The sequence below is a fragment of the Pantoea sp. X-Soil-TKNS-1211 genome (assembly GCF_059730495.1).
In genome coordinates this window covers 1,126,927-1,146,432 of the sequence record NZ_AP035953.1, presented here as the reverse complement: position 1 = coordinate 1,146,432, position 19,506 = coordinate 1,126,927, and the positions used below count along the sequence as shown (strand labels likewise).

The 19,506-nt window shown below is 51.8% G+C and carries 17 protein-coding genes; 8 read left to right on the top strand and 9 right to left on the bottom strand.

Translation table 11 applies throughout. The features are described from left to right. Nucleotides 1–22: 22 nt before the first annotated feature. From AC6I8W_RS05350 to bolA, 9 genes are all read right to left on the bottom strand, one after another. Nucleotides 23–421 carry an acyl-CoA thioesterase gene (locus tag AC6I8W_RS05350; RefSeq protein ID WP_480369111.1) on the bottom strand — a complete coding sequence of 133 codons (399 nt, stop codon included), beginning with the start codon at nt 419–421 and terminating at the stop codon, nt 23–25. Nucleotides 422–523: 102 nt separating this feature from the next. After that, nucleotides 524–847, bottom strand: a complete 324-nt coding sequence (locus AC6I8W_RS05345; RefSeq protein WP_480369108.1) for a ComEA family DNA-binding protein — start codon at nt 845–847, stop codon at nt 524–526. Nucleotides 848–986: 139 nt separating this feature from the next. Continuing rightward, nucleotides 987–2,855, bottom strand: a complete 1,869-nt coding sequence (gene ppiD, locus AC6I8W_RS05340; protein WP_497837284.1) for a peptidylprolyl isomerase — start codon at nt 2,853–2,855, stop codon at nt 987–989. A 240-nt stretch (nt 2,856–3,095) separates the two neighbouring features. Then, nucleotides 3,096–3,368 carry a nucleoid-associated protein HU-beta gene (gene hupB, locus AC6I8W_RS05335; RefSeq protein WP_014606441.1) on the bottom strand — a complete coding sequence of 91 codons (273 nt, stop codon included), beginning with the start codon at nt 3,366–3,368 and terminating at the stop codon, nt 3,096–3,098. Nucleotides 3,369–3,581: 213 nt separating this feature from the next. Further along, complete coding sequence (lon, locus tag AC6I8W_RS05330) at nt 3,582–5,936, bottom strand: endopeptidase La (RefSeq protein ID WP_497837283.1); 2,355 nt, start codon at nt 5,934–5,936, stop codon at nt 3,582–3,584. A 191-nt stretch (nt 5,937–6,127) separates the two neighbouring features. Continuing rightward, nucleotides 6,128–7,399, bottom strand: coding sequence for an ATP-dependent protease ATP-binding subunit ClpX (clpX, locus tag AC6I8W_RS05325; RefSeq protein WP_497837282.1), 1,272 nt, complete (start codon nt 7,397–7,399; stop codon nt 6,128–6,130). Nucleotides 7,400–7,527: 128 nt separating this feature from the next. Continuing rightward, nucleotides 7,528–8,151 (bottom strand): ATP-dependent Clp endopeptidase proteolytic subunit ClpP, encoded by a 624-nt coding sequence (clpP, locus tag AC6I8W_RS05320; RefSeq protein WP_013508134.1) that lies wholly within the window; start codon nt 8,149–8,151, stop codon nt 7,528–7,530. Between the two features lie 339 nt (nt 8,152–8,490). Further along, entirely contained in the window at nt 8,491–9,795 is a 1,305-nt protein-coding gene (tig, locus tag AC6I8W_RS05315) for a trigger factor (protein WP_497837281.1), read from the bottom strand. A gap of 304 nt (nt 9,796–10,099) precedes the next feature. Continuing rightward, a complete protein-coding gene (gene bolA, locus AC6I8W_RS05310) occupies nt 10,100–10,414 on the bottom strand; it encodes a transcriptional regulator BolA (protein WP_013508132.1) in 315 nt (104 codons plus the stop codon). Between the two features lie 269 nt (nt 10,415–10,683). On the opposite strand from bolA, the gene AC6I8W_RS05305 reads away from it, so the two are divergent. From AC6I8W_RS05305 to AC6I8W_RS05270, 8 genes are all read left to right on the top strand, one after another. Next, a complete protein-coding gene (locus AC6I8W_RS05305) occupies nt 10,684–11,262 on the top strand; it encodes a lipoprotein (RefSeq protein WP_497837280.1) in 579 nt (192 codons plus the stop codon). 53 nt (nt 11,263–11,315) lie between these two features. Continuing rightward, entirely contained in the window at nt 11,316–12,809 is a 1,494-nt protein-coding gene (ampG, locus tag AC6I8W_RS05300; RefSeq protein WP_497837279.1) for a muropeptide MFS transporter AmpG, read from the top strand. 437 nt (nt 12,810–13,246) lie between these two features. Next, nucleotides 13,247–14,173 carry a cytochrome o ubiquinol oxidase subunit II gene (gene cyoA / locus AC6I8W_RS05295; RefSeq protein WP_497837278.1) on the top strand — a complete coding sequence of 309 codons (927 nt, stop codon included), beginning with the start codon at nt 13,247–13,249 and terminating at the stop codon, nt 14,171–14,173. Nucleotides 14,174–14,177: 4 nt separating this feature from the next. Further along, nucleotides 14,178–16,160, top strand: coding sequence for a cytochrome o ubiquinol oxidase subunit I (gene cyoB / locus AC6I8W_RS05290; protein WP_497837277.1), 1,983 nt, complete (start codon nt 14,178–14,180; stop codon nt 16,158–16,160). Next, nucleotides 16,160–16,777 carry a cytochrome o ubiquinol oxidase subunit III gene (locus AC6I8W_RS05285; RefSeq protein WP_013508127.1) on the top strand — a complete coding sequence of 206 codons (618 nt, stop codon included), beginning with the start codon at nt 16,160–16,162 and terminating at the stop codon, nt 16,775–16,777. Before cyoB ends, AC6I8W_RS05285 begins: the two co-directional genes overlap by 1 nt. Further along, nucleotides 16,777–17,106: a cytochrome o ubiquinol oxidase subunit IV gene (locus tag AC6I8W_RS05280; RefSeq protein ID WP_013508126.1), complete on the top strand. Its 330-nt coding sequence runs from the start codon at nt 16,777–16,779 to the stop codon at nt 17,104–17,106. Before AC6I8W_RS05285 ends, AC6I8W_RS05280 begins: the two co-directional genes overlap by 1 nt. A 12-nt stretch (nt 17,107–17,118) precedes the next feature. Then, nucleotides 17,119–18,006, top strand: a complete 888-nt coding sequence (cyoE, locus tag AC6I8W_RS05275; protein ID WP_497838110.1) for a heme o synthase — start codon at nt 17,119–17,121, stop codon at nt 18,004–18,006. A gap of 132 nt (nt 18,007–18,138) precedes the next feature. Continuing rightward, on the top strand, nt 18,139–19,503 hold the full coding sequence (locus tag AC6I8W_RS05270; RefSeq protein ID WP_497837276.1) for an MFS transporter: 1,365 nt from the start codon (nt 18,139–18,141) through the stop codon (nt 19,501–19,503). The last annotated feature ends 3 nt before the right edge of the window (nt 19,504–19,506 follow it).

Here is a 19,506-nt window from a genome sequence, read left to right as displayed (position 1 = left end):
CGTCGCTGACGCCAGTCTCTCTTCACACCATCAATGCCGCCAACCGTTCACGCAGTTCCCCTTCCATCGGCACCGCTTTTTGCGTACGCAGATCGATACAGACAAAGGTTAATGCTGCATCAGCAACCGGCGAGCCATCGCTGGCCAGCAAAACGCGTTGCGAGATAATCCCACTCTTCCCATTCAACTGGGCAATCTCGCTCTCAATGGTAAGGACGTCGCCCAGCACCGCCGGGCGGCGATAATTAATGTTGATATTCACCACGACAAAGGCAAGTTTCTGTTGCACCAGCCAGTTAAACGCATCGACATCTTCCAGCCATTGCCAACGTGCCTCCTCAAGAAACTCCAGATAACGCGCATTATTAACGTGCTGATAGACATCAAGATGGTAGCCGCGCACTTTGATCGTGGTCTGCATTGTTGCTCCTGATTACGCTGAGAATGACAACTGGTTGGACCTGTTGAGCATAGCACAGCGTAAATGCAGGTTTGCTTCATCCTTCCTGAGTCGCGAACTTTCTCACAATTTCAGGCGGGCGCTGTTGCGTTCAACCAACGCGCTACCGATCCCTGGCACCTCCTTAAGCTGCTCGATCGCGGTAAACGGACCGTATTGTTCGCGATAACTGACGATCGACTGCGCTTTCTTCAGGCCAATGCCATTCATCGCTGCCGCAAGTTCCTCTGCACTCGCCTGATTGATACTGACCTGCCCTTCCGCTGGCGGGGATACCTGCGTTGCCTGCGTTTCACTGGGACTTTCTGCCGCAGCAAGGTTGGTGGAACACACCGTACCGCCAAGGGCCAACGAGAAGAATAAAACCTGAAATGTTTGTTTGATCATGCTGTGTCTCTCCTTGTGTTTAACAGCAGATGCAGAGTGTCACAGGATGAATTCAGGCTCAAAAGCCGAATATAAGAAATGGAAAAGGCCGCATAAGCAGCCTTTCTCTGTTGCAGCGGTTCTGATTTTTTTGCGAGGCTTACTGCATTTGTGCGGCTGCGCCGTACTTGATCTTGGCCTCTTTACGCAGGTTTTCCAGCAAGGCTTCGAAGGCGATTTGCGCGTTATTCTGCGTCACGCCTTTTACCATCTGGTCAATTTGCGGCTGTGGCATACTGCCGCTGCTGACTTTATCCAGTGCCACCAGCACCACATTACCCTGCATATCTTCGCTCACGCCCCATGACGGTTTGTTATCAGCCGGCTGCGGCAAGTTAAATGCGGACTGTGCTATCGGGTCCTGTGCGTTACGGTCAACTGTTTTGCTGGCGCTCAGTGTCAGACCAGCAGCTTGCAGACCATCCTGCTTACCCGCGTTGAGGTCGGCCAGCAACTTATTCGCCTGCTCTTTCGCCTGCTGAGTTGCTTTATCATGCTTCAGGGTATCGGCGATTTGCGCTTTCACCTGATCCAGCGGTTTCACCGCTTCAGGTTTGTGCTCGCTGATGCGCAGGACAAAGGCACGATCGCCATCCACCGAGATGATGTCGGAGTTATTACCCGGCGCACCGTTCTGACCGACTAAACCACCGTTGAAGACCGCTTGTTTAACCGGGTCGAAATCCAGATCCTGAGGTACGCTGTCCTGGCTGAACCAGTCAGTTTCTACCACTTTCAGGCCTGAAGCTTCCGCCGCGCCAGCCAGTGATTCGTTGTCATTGCTGGCTGCTTCGCTGACTTTCTGCTGCATTTTATAGAAGGCATCGACCGCTTTTTCCTGCTTCACTTTGTCAGCAACAGCATTGTGCACTTCAGACAACGGTTTAACCTGCTCCGGCTGAATATCATCCAGACGGGCAATCAGGAAGCCAACGGATGATTTGATCACGCCCGAAAGCTGGCCTTTCTCGGTCAGGTTGGCGTTTTTCAGCTCATCCGGCGTAGTGTTCGGCTCCAGCCACCCCATGTCCCCCCCTTTACGGGCAGAGATCGGGTCGATGGATTTGCTTTTCGCCAGGGTAGCGAAATCTTCGCCTTTCTTCAGCGCATCCAGCACAGCATTGGCATCCGCTTCAGTTTTAGTCTGAATCACGCTGTAGCGGTTACGTTGCGGCTGAGAGTAGTCGGCTTTATGTTGATCGAACCAGCTCTGGATATCCGCTTCGCTAGCGTTTTCCTGTAAGCTTGCCGCATCCATTTTGATATAGCTGACGCGGAACTGCTCCGGAGCCATAAAGCTGCTTTGATGCTGTTGATAGTACTGGCTGATTTCGTCATCAGTAACGGTTTGTTTCGCCGCCAGTGCATTGACATCAATGGTAGCCTGACGAATTTCGCGTTGTTGCGCTACCAGGTCCACCAGCTTGCTGGTTTCACCTTTCAGCATGAAATCGGTATTGGCAACGGCGTTAATCAGCTGCTGAGTAGCCAACTGCTTACGCAGTGCTTCGGCGTATTGATCGGCGGTGAAGCCCATGCTGGTGATCAGACCGTTGTATTTGACGTTGTCAAACTTACCATTGGTCTGGAAAGCCTGCTGATTGAAAATCGCGTCTTTAACCTGATCGTCGCTGATGCCAATGTGCAGATCTTTGATGTACTGGCCGAGCAGCGCCTGATCAATCAGCTGAGAAAGGGCCTGCTGACGCATCTGCTGCATGTAGCCTTCATTACTGGCCAGTTGAGAGAATTGATCGCCTAACATCTGCTGCTGACGATTGCGCTCAGTGTTATAAGCCTGGTCCAGTTCTGCACGACTGATCTCATGTCCGTTAACTTTGGCAGCATAATCACTGTTACCGCCAATCAGGTAGTTGCCCACCCCGGTCAGTACAAAGGACAGGATAATCAATCCCAGAATGATTTTGAGCACGACGTGATTACCCGCCGCACGTAAATTGTCCATCATGGTATGACAACACTCCGCTGTAGTGTGAATGTAAAGCTCTGACACGATGTCATCATCGCGCAACTGCAATTCAGGCTGGCAGCTGACAACCCTGCGGAGACAACAGCCAAAGGGGCCATTTGCTGCGCATCAGAATAAAAAAAGGCACATCAAAATTGATGTGCCCGTATGTTACATGAGAACGGCTTTTGCGTCCTCAATCCACTGAAGAAAATGCTTCAACGGATGTGACAGCGGTCATTAATTGACAGCGTCTTTCAGTGCCTTGCCAGCACGGAAGCCCGGCACTTTACCAGCCGGAATGGTGATCTCTTTACCGGTTTGCGGGTTACGGCCTGTGCGAGCAGCACGCTCACGAACAGAGAAAGTACCGAAACCAACCAGTGCCACTTCATCACCGCCTTTCAGCGCGTCAGAAACGGAACCCATGAATGCATCTAATACACGTCCAGCTGCTGCCTTAGAAATATCCGCATCTGCAGCAATTTTGTCGATCAACTGTGACTTATTCACTCTATTCATCCCCTCTTTTATTATTCACATCGCACCCGCGCTTCCCGCCGGGTACGAACGCGCAGCCAGTTATATCAAGCCTGTTGAGCCAAAACAACGGTATTCGTCTTAATCGTTGATCCAGCAGCTCCTTAACTTAGCGGCACAAAAAAAGGCTGGCAAGCACCATTTGGCCTGCCCGCCTCGCTTTTTAACGGTTTTTGCCGTTAATCACTATTTTGCGGTCGCAACCTGCATTCCGTAAGGTGCATTTTCCAGTGCCAGGTTCAGCACCTCTTCAATGCGTTTCACCGGATGAATGGTCAAATCAGCAATCACGTTCTGTGGAATCTCTTCCAGATCGCGTTTGTTTTCGTCCGGGATCAGCACCGTTTTAATGCCACCACGGTGTGCAGCCAGCAGTTTTTCTTTCAAACCACCGATAGGCAGCACCTGACCACGTAAGGTGATCTCACCGGTCATGGCCACATCTGAACGCACCGGGTTACCGGTCAGACAGGACACCAGCGCGGTACACATTGCGATACCCGCGCTTGGGCCATCTTTCGGCGTTGCGCCTTCCGGCACGTGAACATGGATATCGCGTTTCTCATAGAAATCGCCATTGATACCCAATTTCTCCGCACGCGCGCGCACCACAGTCAGCGCGGCCTGGATGGACTCCTGCATCACCTCACCCAGCGAACCGGTATAGGTCAACTTACCCTTGCCCGGTACACAGGCGGTTTCGATGGTCAGTAAATCGCCGCCTACTTCCGTCCATGCCAGACCGGTCACCTGACCCACACGATTTTCGCTATCCGCACGGCCGTAATCAAAGCGCTGAACCCCAAGGAAATCTTTGAGGTTATCACCGTTGATGGTGATGTGTTTTTTCGCTTTATCCATCAGCAGCGCTTTCACTGCTTTACGACACAGTTTAGAGAGTTCACGCTCGAGGCTACGCACACCCGCTTCACGAGTGTAGTAGCGAATGATGCCCATAATGGCGCTGTCATCTACACTGATTTCTTTTTCTTTCAGTGCATTACGCTCAATCTGTTTCGGCAGCAAATGCTGTTTGGCAATGTTCAGTTTTTCATCTTCGGTATAACCGGAAAGACGAATCACTTCCATACGATCCAGCAGCGGTGCCGGGATGTTCATCGAGTTTGAGGTCGCGACAAACATCACGTCTGACAGATCGTAATCCACTTCCAGATAGTGATCGTTAAACGCGATGTTCTGCTCCGGATCCAGCACCTCAAGCAAGGCAGAAGCCGGATCGCCACGCATATCGGACGACATTTTGTCGATCTCATCCAGCAGGAACAGCGGGTTTTTCACCCCGACTTTGGCCATTTTCTGGATCAGTTTGCCCGGCATTGAACCGATATAAGTACGACGATGGCCGCGGATTTCCGCTTCATCACGTACGCCACCCAGTGCCATACGGACATATTTACGGCCAGTGGCTTTGGCAATCGACTGACCCAGCGAGGTTTTACCCACCCCCGGCGGCCCTACCAGGCACAGAATCGGCCCTTTGATTTTGCTGACACGGCTCTGCACCGCAAGATACTCAAGGATGCGGTCTTTAACGCGTTCCAGACCATAATGGTCGGTATCCAGCGTTTCCTGCGCTTTACGCAGGTCTTTTTTCACCTTGCTGCGTGCATTCCACGGAACCTGAACCATCCAGTCAATGTAGCCACGTACTACGGTCGCTTCCGCTGACATTGGCGACATCATTTTCAGCTTCTGCAATTCCGCTTCAGCTTTTTCACGCGCTTCGGTCGGCATTTTCGCCGCTTCAATTTTGCGTTTCAGCGCTTCATATTCGTCAGGCGCATCATCCATCTCGCCCAACTCTTTCTGAATCGCTTTCATTTGCTCATTGAGGTAATACTCGCGCTGGCTTTTTTCCATCTGCTTTTTCACGCGGTTGCGAATACGCTTCTCAACCTGCAGCAGATCGATTTCCGACTCCATCATCGCCATCAGATATTCCAGACGCTCATTGACGTCGGACATCTCCAGCACAGATTGTTTATCGGCCAGTTTCAACGGCATATGCGCCGCAACGGTATCAGCCAGACGGGCGGCATCGTCGATGCTGTTAAGTGAGGTTAACACCTCTGGAGGAATTTTTTTGTTAAGCTTGATGTAGCCTTCAAACTGATTGATGGCCGTACGGACCAGCACTTCCTGCTCGCGCTCTTCGATTTCGGGCGAGATCAGATATTCAGCCTGGGCAACGAAGTGGTCACCATTATCTGCCAGCGTGGTGATATGTGCGCGCTGCACTCCCTCAACCAGAACTTTGACCGTGCCATCCGGCAGCTTCAGCATTTGCAATACCGAAGCGACGGTCCCTACAGAGAAGAGATCGTTAATACCAGGTTCATCCGTTGAAGCCTCTTTCTGTGCAACCAGCATGATCTTCTTATCATGATCCATCGCGGCTTCGAGGCACCGAATCGATTTTTCCCGACCCACAAACAACGGAATTACCATGTGCGGATAAACCACCACGTCGCGCAGAGGCAACACGGGGATTTCAATGCGTTCAGAACGCTCAGGATTCATAGAGCTCTCTCTTAGTTTAATGTCCGCCAGGTGATGGGAACCGCCTGAACACCGTCAATATGCAGTTAAACCCACAGGATATTGAGTATATGGGGATGCTTATCCGACATTCAATGTCACAGGCGTGAGAAAAACAAAAGGGGAAACGATTTTCCCCTTTTATAAGATAACAACGTGGTTTAATTGTTTATTTATTCGCCAGAGGCTTGAGCTTCATGCTTTCCGTAAATCAACATTGGCTCGGACTGGCCCTCAATCACCGACTCATCGATCACCACTTTCTCGACGTCTTCCATGGAAGGCAGGTCGTACATGGTTTCAAGTAAGGCAGCTTCAACAATTGAACGCAGACCACGGGCACCGGTTTTACGTGACATGGCTTTCCTGGCAATCGCCGTTAACGCTTCGTCACGGAACTCCAGCTCAACGCCTTCCAGGTTAAACAGCGCCTGGTACTGTTTCGTCAGGGCGTTTTTCGGCTCACGCAGGATCTGAATCAGCGCTTCTTCACTCAGTTCATTCAGTGTCGCAACCACCGGCAGACGACCAATAAACTCAGGAATCAGACCAAATTTGATCAAATCTTCCGGCTCCACCTGAGACAGCAGTTCGCCTTCGCTCGCTTTCTGTGATTTACCTTTTACGGTTGCGCCAAAACCAATACCTGAACCGGTTTCTGTACGCTGAGAAATCACTTTGTCCAGACCGGCGAACGCACCACCACAGATAAACAGGATTTTTGAAGTATCAACCTGCAAAAACTCCTGCTGCGGATGCTTACGGCCACCCTGCGGCGGCACGGCAGCGACAGTGCCTTCGATCAGCTTCAGCAACGCCTGCTGTACACCTTCGCCCGATACATCACGGGTGATGGACGGGTTGTCTGACTTGCGTGAAATCTTATCGATCTCATCAATGTAGACAATGCCGCGCTGCGCTTTCTGCACATCGTAATCGCATTTTTGCAGCAGCTTCTGAATGATGTTTTCCACATCTTCACCCACGTAACCCGCTTCAGTTAGCGTGGTGGCGTCGGCCATCGTGAAGGGGACATCCAGCAAACGTGCCAACGTTTCTGCCAGCAGGGTTTTCCCGCTACCGGTTGGACCGATCAGCAGAATGTTACTTTTACCCAGTTCGATGCCATTGCTGGTGTCGCCATTGCGCAAGCGTTTGTAGTGGTTGTAAACCGCCACCGCCAGCACCTTTTTCGCCTTTTCCTGCCCGATAACATAATCATCGAGATGATGGCGGATCTCATGCGGCGTCGGCAGAGCACTACGCTCGCGATGCGGGGCAACTTCTTTAATCTCTTCGCGAATGATGTCGTTACATAAATCGACACATTCGTCGCAGATATACACTGACGGCCCGGCAATCAGCTTACGCACTTCATGCTGGCTTTTGCCGCAAAAAGAGCAGTACAGCAACTTACCTGAACCGTCTTTGCGCTTATCTGTCATCAGCTAACCTCTTTTCGTTCTCGGGCCATACGGGCGTACGGCACTGGCCGCACGTTACGGCCGATATTCAATCAACTCATCTGCCTGTTGTCCTGTTAACTATAGCCCAGGTGCCCGGCAGATGTGTCTTATTGGCGATGCGTCAGAATAGAATCGACCAGACCATACTCTACCGCTTCACTGGCAGAGAGGAAACGGTCACGCTCAGTGTCTCGCTCAATCTGCTCCAGCGATTTGCCGGTGTGTTCAGCCATCAGTTCATTCATACGCTGCTTCACTTTCAGAATCTCACGCGCATGGATCTCAATATCCGTTGCCTGGCCCTGATAGCCACCCAGCGGTTGGTGGATCATGACGCGCGAGTTAGGCAGGCAGAAGCGTTTGCCTTTGGTGCCTGCCGTCAGCAGGAACGCGCCCATTGAACAGGCCTGGCCCATACAAATGGTGCTAACGTCCGGCTTGATGAATTTCATTGTGTCATAAATTGACATACCGGCGGTAATCACCCCACCCGGTGAGTTAATGTAGAGGTAGATATCCTTCTCAGGATTCTCCGCTTCCAGAAACAGCATCTGCGCCACGATCAGGTTAGCCATATGATCTTCAACCTGGCCGGTCAGAAAGATCACACGCTCTTTGAGCAGGCGGGAATAGATGTCGTAAGAACGCTCGCCGCGCGAGGTTTGTTCGACCACCATTGGCACCAGCGCCATGTGCGGTGCAGTAAATTCACGATCGCCACTGTATGACATTACCGTCTCCTGGATAAATTTCGTTGGCAACATTCTGTACCGATTTTACGTGAGACGCGCGATGAAAACTATGCGCTGCCTCCTCACTCCGACACCAACAGGACGGTTAATCAGTCAGTTTCACTGTCTTCATGCATTCTCCCTGTATCTGGGGATGCTGCCCAGTTATTTCAAGCATAACAACCTTTTCCCCATTCGCTAACACGGAAAAAGAGCTTAGCGGATAATTTGCCGGTTAATTAATCAAATAGAAGACAAATCCAGACTTTTCAGCGCGAGAAAATAAAAAAGCCCGCGACATTTTTGTCACGGGCTTCGCACTTCGTGTTAACGAACGAATCAGGCCGAAGCGGTCTGGTTCATCAGTTCCTGGAAGTTGGTGGCTTTTTCGGTCACTTTCGCTTTTTCCAGCACCGCTTCAACCGCTTGCTCTTCCAGCGCTACGTTGCGCATGTTGTTCATCAGCTCGTTGTTTTTGCTGTAGAACTCGATCACTTCCTGCGGATCTTCGTAGGCAGAAGCCATTTCTTCGATCAGCGCTTTAACGCGGCTTTCATCAGCCTGCAATTCGTTGGTGCGAATTACTTCGCCCAGCAGCAGACCAACAACAACGCGGCGTTTTGCCTGCTCTTCGAACAGCTCGCGCGGCAGTTCCAGCGCTTGCTTCTCGTTGCCACCGAAACGCTGAGCCGCCTGGCGACGCAGAACATCGATTTCGCTGTCGATCAGTGCAGCCGGTACGTCGATAGCGTTAGCGTTAACCAGTCCGTCGATCGCCTGAGACTTCAAACGGTTACGGATTGCGCCTTTCAGCTCACGCTCCATGTTCTTACGCACTTCGGTACGCAGACCAGCAACTGAACCATCTTCCACGCCAAAACGCTTGATGAATTCTTCGGTCAGTTCCGGCAGTTCACGTACTTCAACTTTCTTCAGTACGATTTCGAACTTCGCGTCTTTACCTTTCAGATTTTCCGCGTGGTAATCTTCCGGGAATTTCACGTCGATGGTGAAGGTTTCACCGGCTTTGTGACCCACAACGCCTTCTTCGAAGCCTGGGATCATGCGGCCCTGGCCCATGGCCAGAACAAAGTCAGAAGCTTTACCGCCTTCGAACTCTTCACCGTCAACAGAACCCGAGAAGTCGATGGTAGCGCGATCTTCAGCGCCAGCCGCAGCATCGCTCTCTTTCCAGGTCGCCTGCTGCTTACGCAGGGTTTCCAGCATGGTATCGACGTCAGCGTCGGTCACTTCAACAACCGGCTTCTCAACTTCGATGGCGTCGAGACCTTGCAGCTCAACTTCCGGGTAGACTTCAAATTCTACCGCGTAGGTGAAATCTTCACCCTGTTTGTATTCGCCTGGCACGTAGTTCGGGGCACCAGCCGGGTTAATCTTCTCTTTAATGATGGCGTCAACAAAGTTGCGCTGCATCAGATCGCCCAGCACGTCCTGGCGAACAGAGGCACCGTAGCGCTGCGCTACGATCTGCATCGGTACTTTGCCTTTACGGAAACCATCGATACGGACTTTCTTCGCCACATCCACCAGTTCTTTCTTCACTGCGCTTTCGATGCTGTCAGCTGCAACAGTAATCGTAATGCGACGGCCCAGACCCTGAGTGGTTTCTACTGAAACTGTCATCTTGCTACCTCAAAAAATCACATGCTCGGTCAACTTCAGACACCACACATAAGAAATGCGCCGTATCCAACTAGCGGGAGGGCATCTGCTGACAGAACCTGTTCCCTGTTGTCAGAAGCTCCCGAAGACATTCCGGAAAAATAGACGCCGCATTATAGCGGCATCATCCAGGCTAGTCGAGGCTGCAAAGTCACCACTTTTAAACGGTTTTGCTGCTTTTTTGCGCCGCAGATCGCGTTTAAGCATAAATAAGGAAGAGAAAACGGCCCGCAGGCCGTTTTTTAGTCAGATGAAGTGAGAAGAATCAGGCGAGGGTGCCAGCTCCACGGCAATTGGGTGAAGCCAGTACCGTATCCTGTAAACCGTCCCACTCTTTTTGCGTGTAGGTATGCAGTGCCAGCGCATGTACACCTCCAGCAAACTCCGCCGTCAACTCGCTATAAATGGAGCGATGACGGGCCAGGAAACGCTGTCCGGTAAAACGGTCACTGACGATCACCACTTTGAAGTGACTTTCAGAACCAGCAGGCACGTTATGACGGTAGCTCTCATCATGCACTTCGAGGTGTGCAGGTTCGAACGCCTTACGCAGCTTTTCTTCTATTTCTTCGCGAATCATTGGTAACACTCCTCTACGGCGAGCGCTGTGCCTCATCTGTTTAAATATTAGTAGGTTTTTCGCCATTTCCGCAGGGAAGCTGGAAAAAATAATAACGGGAGAGCATCTTAACCATACTGTCACGCAGGTCAACGCGGGTTTATCTCTATCTCTCTGAAAAAACCCTTTACAATCAATTTCCACTGGCATAGGGCTTTTTTCGCACTCATGCAATGCTATGATGGCCGCAGTTTTGCAAACCAACCCATATACCGCTAATGAGAATGAGTATGTTGAAAAAACTGTTATTTCCTCTGCTGGCTGCATTTATCTTGGCCGGCTGTGCCAGCAATACTACCACGCTGAATATTCAACCAAAAATTCAGCTACCCCAACAGGATCCTAGCCTGATGGGTGTGACCGTCAGCATCAACGGTGCCGATCAGCGCAGCGACCAGGCGCTGGCTAAAGTCAACCGCGATGGTCAACTGGTCACTCTCACGCCATCCCGTGACCTGCGTTTCCTGCTTCAGGAAGTGCTGGAGAAACAGATGACCGCACGTGGCTATATGGTGGGTCCGAATGGCGCTGTCGACCTGCAAATCGTGGTCAATGGCCTGTATGCCGATGTCACGCAAGGTAACGTGCGCTACAGCATCACCACCAAAGCAGATATTTCTATTATTGCTACCGCGAAAAATGGTAACAAACAGGTTAAAAACTACCGCCAGACCTATAGTGTAGAAGGCGCCTTCACTGCAACGAATGACAAGATTACTAACGCCGTTAACTCTACGTTAAGTGACGTCATCTCCGATATGGCGCAAGATACGAGCGTTCACAACTTTATTAAACAGAACGCCCGCTAATTACGTCGTTCTTCCCCCGGCCATCACTGGCCGGGTTTCACTTCAGGTTTGCTATGACTTCTCACTATCTACGCATTTTTACCCAACGTAACGCTGCCGTTTTGCTATTACTGGGTTTCGCCTCCGGACTCCCGTTGGCGTTAACCGCTGGCACGTTGCAGGCGTGGATGACGGTTGAGAATATTGATCTGAAAACCATTGGTTTCTTCTCCCTTGTTGGCCAGGCTTACGTCTTTAAGTTCCTGTGGTCGCCAATGATGGACCGTTACACCCCGCCCTTCCTTGGTCGTCGTCGTGGCTGGCTGCTGGTCACGCAGCTATTGCTGATTGGCGGCATTGTGGCAATGGGCTTTATGCAGCCCTCTCGTGATTTAACCCTGCTGGCCGCCGTCGCGGTGCTGGTCGCTTTCTGTTCCGCCTCGCAGGATATTGTGTTTGATGCGTGGAAAACTGACATATTGCCGCCCGAAGAACGCGGCAGTGGCGCGGCCATTACCGTCTTAGGCTACCGGCTGGCGATGCTGATCTCCGGCGGTCTCGCTCTGTGGCTCGCTGACCGCTATCTCGGCTGGCAGGCTACTTATTGGTTGATGGCCATATTGATGGTGCCAGGCTTGATCGCGACCTTGCTGGCCAAAGAGCCTGAAGTCCCGGCGAATGAACCCCGTAACCTGCGCCAGGCTGTCTCATTACCACTGAAAGATTTCTTCCAGCGTAACAATGCCTGGCTACTGATTACGCTTATCATCCTTTATAAGCTGGGTGATGCGTTTGCGGCCTCACTCACCACCACCTTTCTTATCCGTGGCGTTGGCTTTAATCCGGGCGATGTCGGTCTGGTGAATAAAACGCTTGGCCTGCTGGCGACCATTATCGGGGCGCTGTACGGCGGCGTACTGATGCAACGTCTGAGCCTGTTCCGGGCGCTGATGATCTTTGGCCTGTTGCAGGCGCTCTCCAATTTTGCCTACTGGTTGCTGGCGGTGACGCCACCGCATTTGTGGAGCATGGCGGGAGCCGTCTTTATTGAGAATCTGTGCGGTGGCATGGGGACAGCGGCCTTTGTCGCGCTGCTGATGACGTTGTGCAACAAATCATTCTCCGCGACACAGTTTGCCCTGCTCTCCGCGCTTTCCGCCGTGGGCCGGGTCTATGTCGGGCCTGCCGCTGGCTGGCTGGTTGAACTCTGGGGATGGTCAACATTCTACGCCTTTACCGTCGTCGCTGGCCTACCTGGTCTGCTGCTGCTGTGGGTGTGCCGCAACACCCTGAATGCCATCCAGCAAACCGGTGAATTCATCCCTCGCAGCCAATGGCAACAAGGTTATCGCTGGACGGTTCGATTATTTAGCCTTGGCTGTGCCTTGCTGGCAGCCTGGCTGGTAACGCTGGCATTGAGCGCCGCAGGGTTCTGGCAACCGGGTGATCTACTGGCTCACCTGTTCGAAGTAGGGATGGCACTGGCCTTAATCGCAGTGGCATCTGGGGTGACACTGGATTGCCTCGCCTTGCGAAAACACCCCCGGATAAACCCCCATCAGGTTTAGTCGCTATATTCTTGTTGTCGAATTAATTGACGAAAAAATATCAGCGACTAAATTTTATCAGATAGCATTTTTTTGCAACGGCAAAAAGAAACATTAAATTAACAATTAGCGGAAATATTAAAACCCGGTGCGCAATTATTTTGTAGCTTTATTATCGCAAAAATGATGCAAAATTGTTAAATAAATGGGTATTAAAAGTACGGTTTATGCTTTCCCTGATTTTACTGCGGTTTCTATCATTTGATTTTGTTATAATAATGCCAACTGCTTGTCTGCGTTAATAATTTGTCACCCTGCGCAACATCTGTGACACCCTTAGCAAAAGGTGTCAACAGCCTTCTGACACATCCTTAAGCAGGTTTACACTGCATAAACCTTCCCGTAAAATGCGCGCACACTTAAACGACAATAGAGCCCTTTGTCATTGAGGTCGTTAAATGAGACTCAGGAAATACAATAAAAGTTTGGGGATTTTGTCATTAATTGCAGGCGCTGTATTACTCAGTGGCTGCGATAGTGCGTTGTTAAATCCCAAAGGACAGATTGCACTGGAGCAACGTTCGTTGATTCTGACAGCTTTTGGCTTGATGTTGATCGTCGTAATCCCCGCAGTCTTTATGGCGGTATTCTTTGCCTGGAAATATCGGGCGACCAATACCGAAGCGAAGTATACCCCCAACTGGTCACACTCTAACAAAGTGGAAGCCGTGGTCTGGACCATTCCGATCCTGATCATTCTCTTCCTCGGTGTTCTGACCTGGAAATCAACCCATGCGCTGGAGCCGAGCAAACCGCTGGCCTCTGACGTCAAACCGGTTGAGATCGACGTTGTCGCGCTGGACTGGAAATGGCTGTTTATCTATCCGGAACAGGGCATTGCAACCGTTAACCAGATTGCCTTCCCGGCAAATACTCCGGTTAGCTTCAAGATCACCTCCAACTCCGTCATGAACTCCTTCTTTATTCCTACGCTGGGTAGCCAGATCTACGCGATGGCGGGCATGCAGACCAAACTGCACCTGATCGCCAACGAGCCGGGAATTTTCGACGGTATCTCTGCTAACTTCAGTGGTCGCGGTTTCTCTGGTATGAAGTTCAAAGCCATTGCCACCAAAGACGACGCGGAATTCCAGCAGTGGGTAGCCAAAGTTAAAGCGGCTCCAAACACGCTGACCACCATGGATGATTTCGAGAAACTGGCTGCGCCAAGCGAAAATCACCCGGTGGAATATTTCTCTACGGCCAATCCGGAACTGTTCAAGCAAGTTATTGATAAGTTCATGATGAGCCACGGGAAGATGGACATGCCTGAGCACAAAGGCATGGACATGAGTCACGCCGCTTCCGCGGGAGCCGAGGAATAATACGATGTTCGGAAAATTAACACTGGATGCAGTGCCGTACCATGAGCCAATTATCATGGTTACGGTTGCCGGTATCATCATAGGTGGTCTGGCTGTGATTGCGGCCATCACCTACTTTGGTAAATGGCAATATCTCTGGTCTGAATGGCTGACGTCAATCGACCACAAAAAACTGGGTATCATGTACATCATCATGGCGTTTGTCATGCTGCTGCGTGGTTTCGCCGATGCGGTGATGATGCGTACCCAACAGGTTATGGCTTCCGCCGGGGAAGCCGGCATACTGCCGCCGCACCACTACGACCAGATCTTCACCGCCCACGGCGTGATCATGATCTTCTTCGTGGCGATGCCTTTCGTGGTAGGTCTGATGAACATCGCGGTTCCGCTGCAGATTGGCGCTCGCGACGTTGCCTTCCCGTTCCTGAACAACCTGAGCTTCTGGTTCACTGCGATCGGTGTGATCCTGGTTAACCTGTCTCTGGGTGTGGGCGAGTTCGCACAGACTGGCTGGCTGGCCTATCCGCCGCTTTCGGGTGCGGAGTACAGTCCCGGCGTCGGGGTCGATTACTGGATCTGGAGTCTCCAGCTATCCGGTATCGGGACCACGCTGACCGGTATCAACTTCTTCGTTACCATTCTGAAGATGCGTGCGCCGGGCATGGACCTGTTCAAAATGCCGGTTTTCACCTGGGCTGCTCTGTGTACTAACGTCCTGATCATCGCTGCGTTCCCGGTTCTGACCGTAACGCTGGCACTGTTGACTCTCGACCGTTACCTCGACTTCCATTTCTTCACTAACGAAATGGGCGGTAACATGATGATGTACGTCAACCTGATTTGGGTCTGGGGCCACCCGGAAGTATACATCCTCGTCCTGCCGGTGTTTGGTGTCTTCGCTGAAGTCACAGCCACCTTCTCGAAAAAGCGTCTTTTTGGCTACACCTCTCTGGTGTGGGCGACCATCGCCATTACCGTACTGTCGTTCATCGTTTGGCTGCACCACTTCTTTACCATGGGTGCGGGTGCCAACGTTAACGCCTTCTTCGGTATCATGACGATGATCATCGCGATTCCGACTGGCGTGAAAATCTTTAACTGGTTGTTCACCATGTATCAGGGTCGTATTGAGTTCCACTCAGCAATGCTGTGGACCATCGGCTTCCTGGTAACCTTCTCTATCGGTGGTATGACCGGGGTTCTGCTGGCAGTTCCGGGTGCGGACTTTGTCCTGCACAACAGCCTGTTCCTGATCGCGCACTTCCATAACGTTATTATCGGTGGTGTGGTGTTCGGTTGTATGGCTGGCGTGACCTACTGGTTCCCGAAAGCCTTCGGCTTCACCCTGAACGAGACCTGGGGCAAACGCGCCTTCTGGTTCTGGATCATCGGCTTCTTCGTTGCGTTTATGCCGCTGTATGCTCTGGGCTTCATGGGTATGACCCGTCGTGTTAGCCAGGACATCGAACCGCAGTTCCACTCACTGCTGGTGGTTGCGGCATTCGGTGCTGCGCTGATCGCCTGTGGCATCCTGTGCCAGCTGATCATGTTCTTCGTTTCTGTGCGTGACCGCGACCAGAACCGTGATCTGACCGGTGACCCGTGGGGTGGTCGTACGCTGGAGTGGGCAACCTCTTCACCGCCGCCGTTCTACAACTTTGCTGTAATCCCCCACGTTCACGAGCGCGATGCTTTCTGGGAAATGAAAGAGAAAGGCGAAGCGTATCAGCAGCCGGCTAAATATGAAGAAATTCATATGCCGAAAAACAGTGGTGCTGCCATTGTTATCGCTGCCTTCGGTACGATTTTCGGCTTCGCGGCGATCTGGCACATCTGGTGGCTGGTGGTTGTCGCCTTCCTGGGCATGATCATCTCCTGGATTGTGAAGAGCTTCGATGAAGACGTGGATTACTACGTACCGGTTGCGGAAATCGAGCAGATCGAGAAGAAGCACTTTGACGAAATCAGCAAAGCAGGTCTGAAATAATGTCAACTCAAACTGTGACGACACACCACCACGACGCCCATGCGGAGCATGGGCATCACGATGCAGGAGCCAATAAAATCTTTGGCTTCTGGATCTACCTGATGAGTGACTGCATTATCTTCGCAACCCTGTTTGCGACCTATGCAGTTATGGTCAACAACACTGCCGGTGGCCCGGCAGGTAAAGATATCTTCGAACTGCCGTTTGTCCTGGTCGAAACCGCGCTGCTGCTGCTTAGCTCCATTACCTATGGTATGGCAGTGATTGCGATGAACAACCAGAACAAGGGCGCGGTCATCAGCTGGCTGGCGTTGACCTTCCTGTTCGGTGCCGGATTTATCGGGATGGAAATCTATGAATTCCATCACCTGATCATGGAAGGCTTCGGTCCAAACCGTAGCGGCTTCCTGTCCGGATTCTTTACCCTGGTTGGTACGCACGGTCTGCACGTGACCTCTGGTCTGATCTGGATGGCAGTGCTGATGTTCCAGATCTCCAAACGTGGTCTGAGCGCCACGAACCGCACCCGTATCATGTGCCTGAGCCTGTTCTGGCACTTCCTGGATGTGGTGTGGATCTGCGTATTTACCATTGTTTACCTGATGGGGGCCATGTAATGAGTCATTCAGCAACCGAACATGGTGCATCACACGGTAGCGTGAAGTCCTACATGATTGGCTTCATCCTGTCGATCATCCTGACGGCGATCCCGTTCTGGATGGTGATGGATGGCAGCGCCTCTAAAGGCACCATTCTGGCTGTAGTACTGGTGTGTGCGGTGGTTCAGGTGCTGGTGCACCTGGTCTACTTCCTTCACCTGGATAGCAAATCTGAGGGTGGCTGGAACATGGTGGCCATTGTCTTTGCGGCAGTCATTATCCTGATTGTCGTAGTAGGCTCACTGTGGATTATGTGGAACCTCAACTACAACATGATGGTCCACTAAGAGTCGCCCATGATGATTAAGCAATACCTGCAAGTAACAAAACCAGGAATTATTTTCGGCAATTTAATTTCTGTGATCGGTGGATTCCTGCTGGCTTCGAAGGGCAGCATTGATTACACCTTGTTCGTCATCTCACTGGTGGGTGTATCGCTGGTTGTCGCATCAGGTTGTGTTTTCAACAACGTGATCGACCGCGATATCGATATCAAGATGGAGAGAACGCGGAATCGAGTGCTGGTCAAAGGCCTTATCTCGGCGAAAGTGAGCCTGGTTTATGCAACCGCATTAGGTATTGCTGGTTTTGCGTTGCTTTATTTCGGTGCTAACCCGCTGGCCATGTGGCTGGCGGTGCTGGGCTTCGTAGTCTATGTCGGCATTTACAGCCTCTACATGAAGCGTAATTCGGTCTACGGTACGCTGATTGGTAGCCTCTCCGGCGCGATGCCGCCGGTGATTGGTTACTGCGCGGTGACTAACGAGTTTGATGCTGGCGCGCTGATTCTGCTGGCGATCTTTAGCCTGTGGCAGATGCCGCATTCCTACGCGATTGCCATCTTCCGCTTTAAAGATTACCAGGCAGCGAACATCCCGGTTTTGCCGGTGGTGAAAGGCATCTCCGTGGCGAAAAACCATATCACGCTGTATATCCTGGCGTTTATGATTGCCACGCTGATGTTGTCGCTGGGTGGCTACGCTGGCTACAAATATCTGGTGGTTGCTGCGGCAGTGAGCGTCTGGTGGCTCGGGATGGCACTTTCAGGTTACAAAACCTCAAACGACAAAGTTTGGGCGCGTAAACTGTTTGTCTTCTCGATCATTGCGGTCACTGCATTGAGCGTAATGATGTCGGTGGACTTTATGGCCCCGGCGTCAAAAGACCTGTTGACTTACGTCTGGTAATTTTGCTCCGCAAATCCATGAAAGGGCGCGATTTTCGCGCCCTTTCTTTTTGTTACCATCGCTTAAAAACAATTGTTTTACCCGCCCTGCCCTGCTCCCTAGAATAGAAGCAGCAATTTTTCAGAGGTTGGAATGAACGATAATAAAATGACTCCAGTGGAGCTGCGTGCGACATGGGGGTTGGGCACAGTCTTTTCCCTGCGTATGCTGGGCATGTTTATGGTACTGCCGGTACTCACCACTTATGGTATGGCGTTACAAGGTGCCAGCGAAACCCTGATTGGCCTGGCGATAGGTATTTATGGCCTGGCACAGGCGGTGTTTCAGATCCCCTTTGGCTTACTCTCCGACCGTATTGGCCGTAAGCCACTGATCGTCGGCGGCCTGCTGCTGTTTGTGCTGGGCAGCGTGATTGCCGCCAGTACCACCTCGATCTGGGGCGTTATTCTGGGTCGTGCACTGCAAGGCTCTGGTGCCATTGCCGCCGCAGTGATGGCGCTGCTGTCGGATTTAACCCGTGAACAGAACCGTACCAAAGCGATGGCCTTTATTGGTATCAGCTTTGGCGTCACTTTTGCCATCGCGATGGTTCTCGGTCCGATTGTTACCCATGCACTCGGCCTACACGCGTTGTTCTGGATGATTGCGATTCTTGCCAGTCTCGGGATTGTCATCACGTTGCTGGTGGTACCGAATGCCCCAAACCACGTGCTGAACCGCGAGTCCGGCATGGTCAAGGGCAGCATTCGCGCGGTACTGGCCAATTCACGTCTGGTGAAGCTGAATATCGGCATCCTGTGTCTACACATCCTACTGATGTCGAGCTTCGTCGCTCTGCCCGGTCAGTTTGAGCAGGCAGGATTCCCGGCAGCAGAGCACTGGAAGGTGTATCTGGTAACGATGTTGGTTTCCTTTGTCAGCGTCATCCCTTTCATCATTTATGCCGAAGTCAAACGCCGCATGAAGCGCGTGTTTGTTAGCTGTGTCGGATTGATTGTGGTGGCGGAAATCGTACTCTGGGGTGCGGGCAGCCACTTCTGGACGCTGGTCATTGGTGTGCAGCTGTTTTTCCTTGCCTTCAACCTGATGGAAGCAATTCTGCCGTCACTGATCAGTAAAGAATCCCCGCCGGGTTATAAAGGCACTGCAATGGGAATCTACTCCACCAGCCAGTTCCTCGGTGTCGCAATTGGCGGCAGCATGGGCGGTTGGGTATTTGGTCATTTTGACGCACAAACGGTGTTTCTGGTCGGTGCGGTGGTGGCGGCGATCTGGCTGTTCATCAGCATGTCGATGCATGAACCGCCTTACGTCAGCAGCCTGCGCATTGTGCTGAGCGATACGGTCCTGGCAGCGCCAAACCTGGAAAAGCGCCTGAAAGCCCAACCGGGGGTTGCCTCGGTATTTATCGTGCCGGAAGAGAAAAGTGCCTACATCAAGATAGACAGTAAAGTGACGAGCCGCATCGAACTGGAAGCGCTGCTCGCCAGCAGTTAAAAC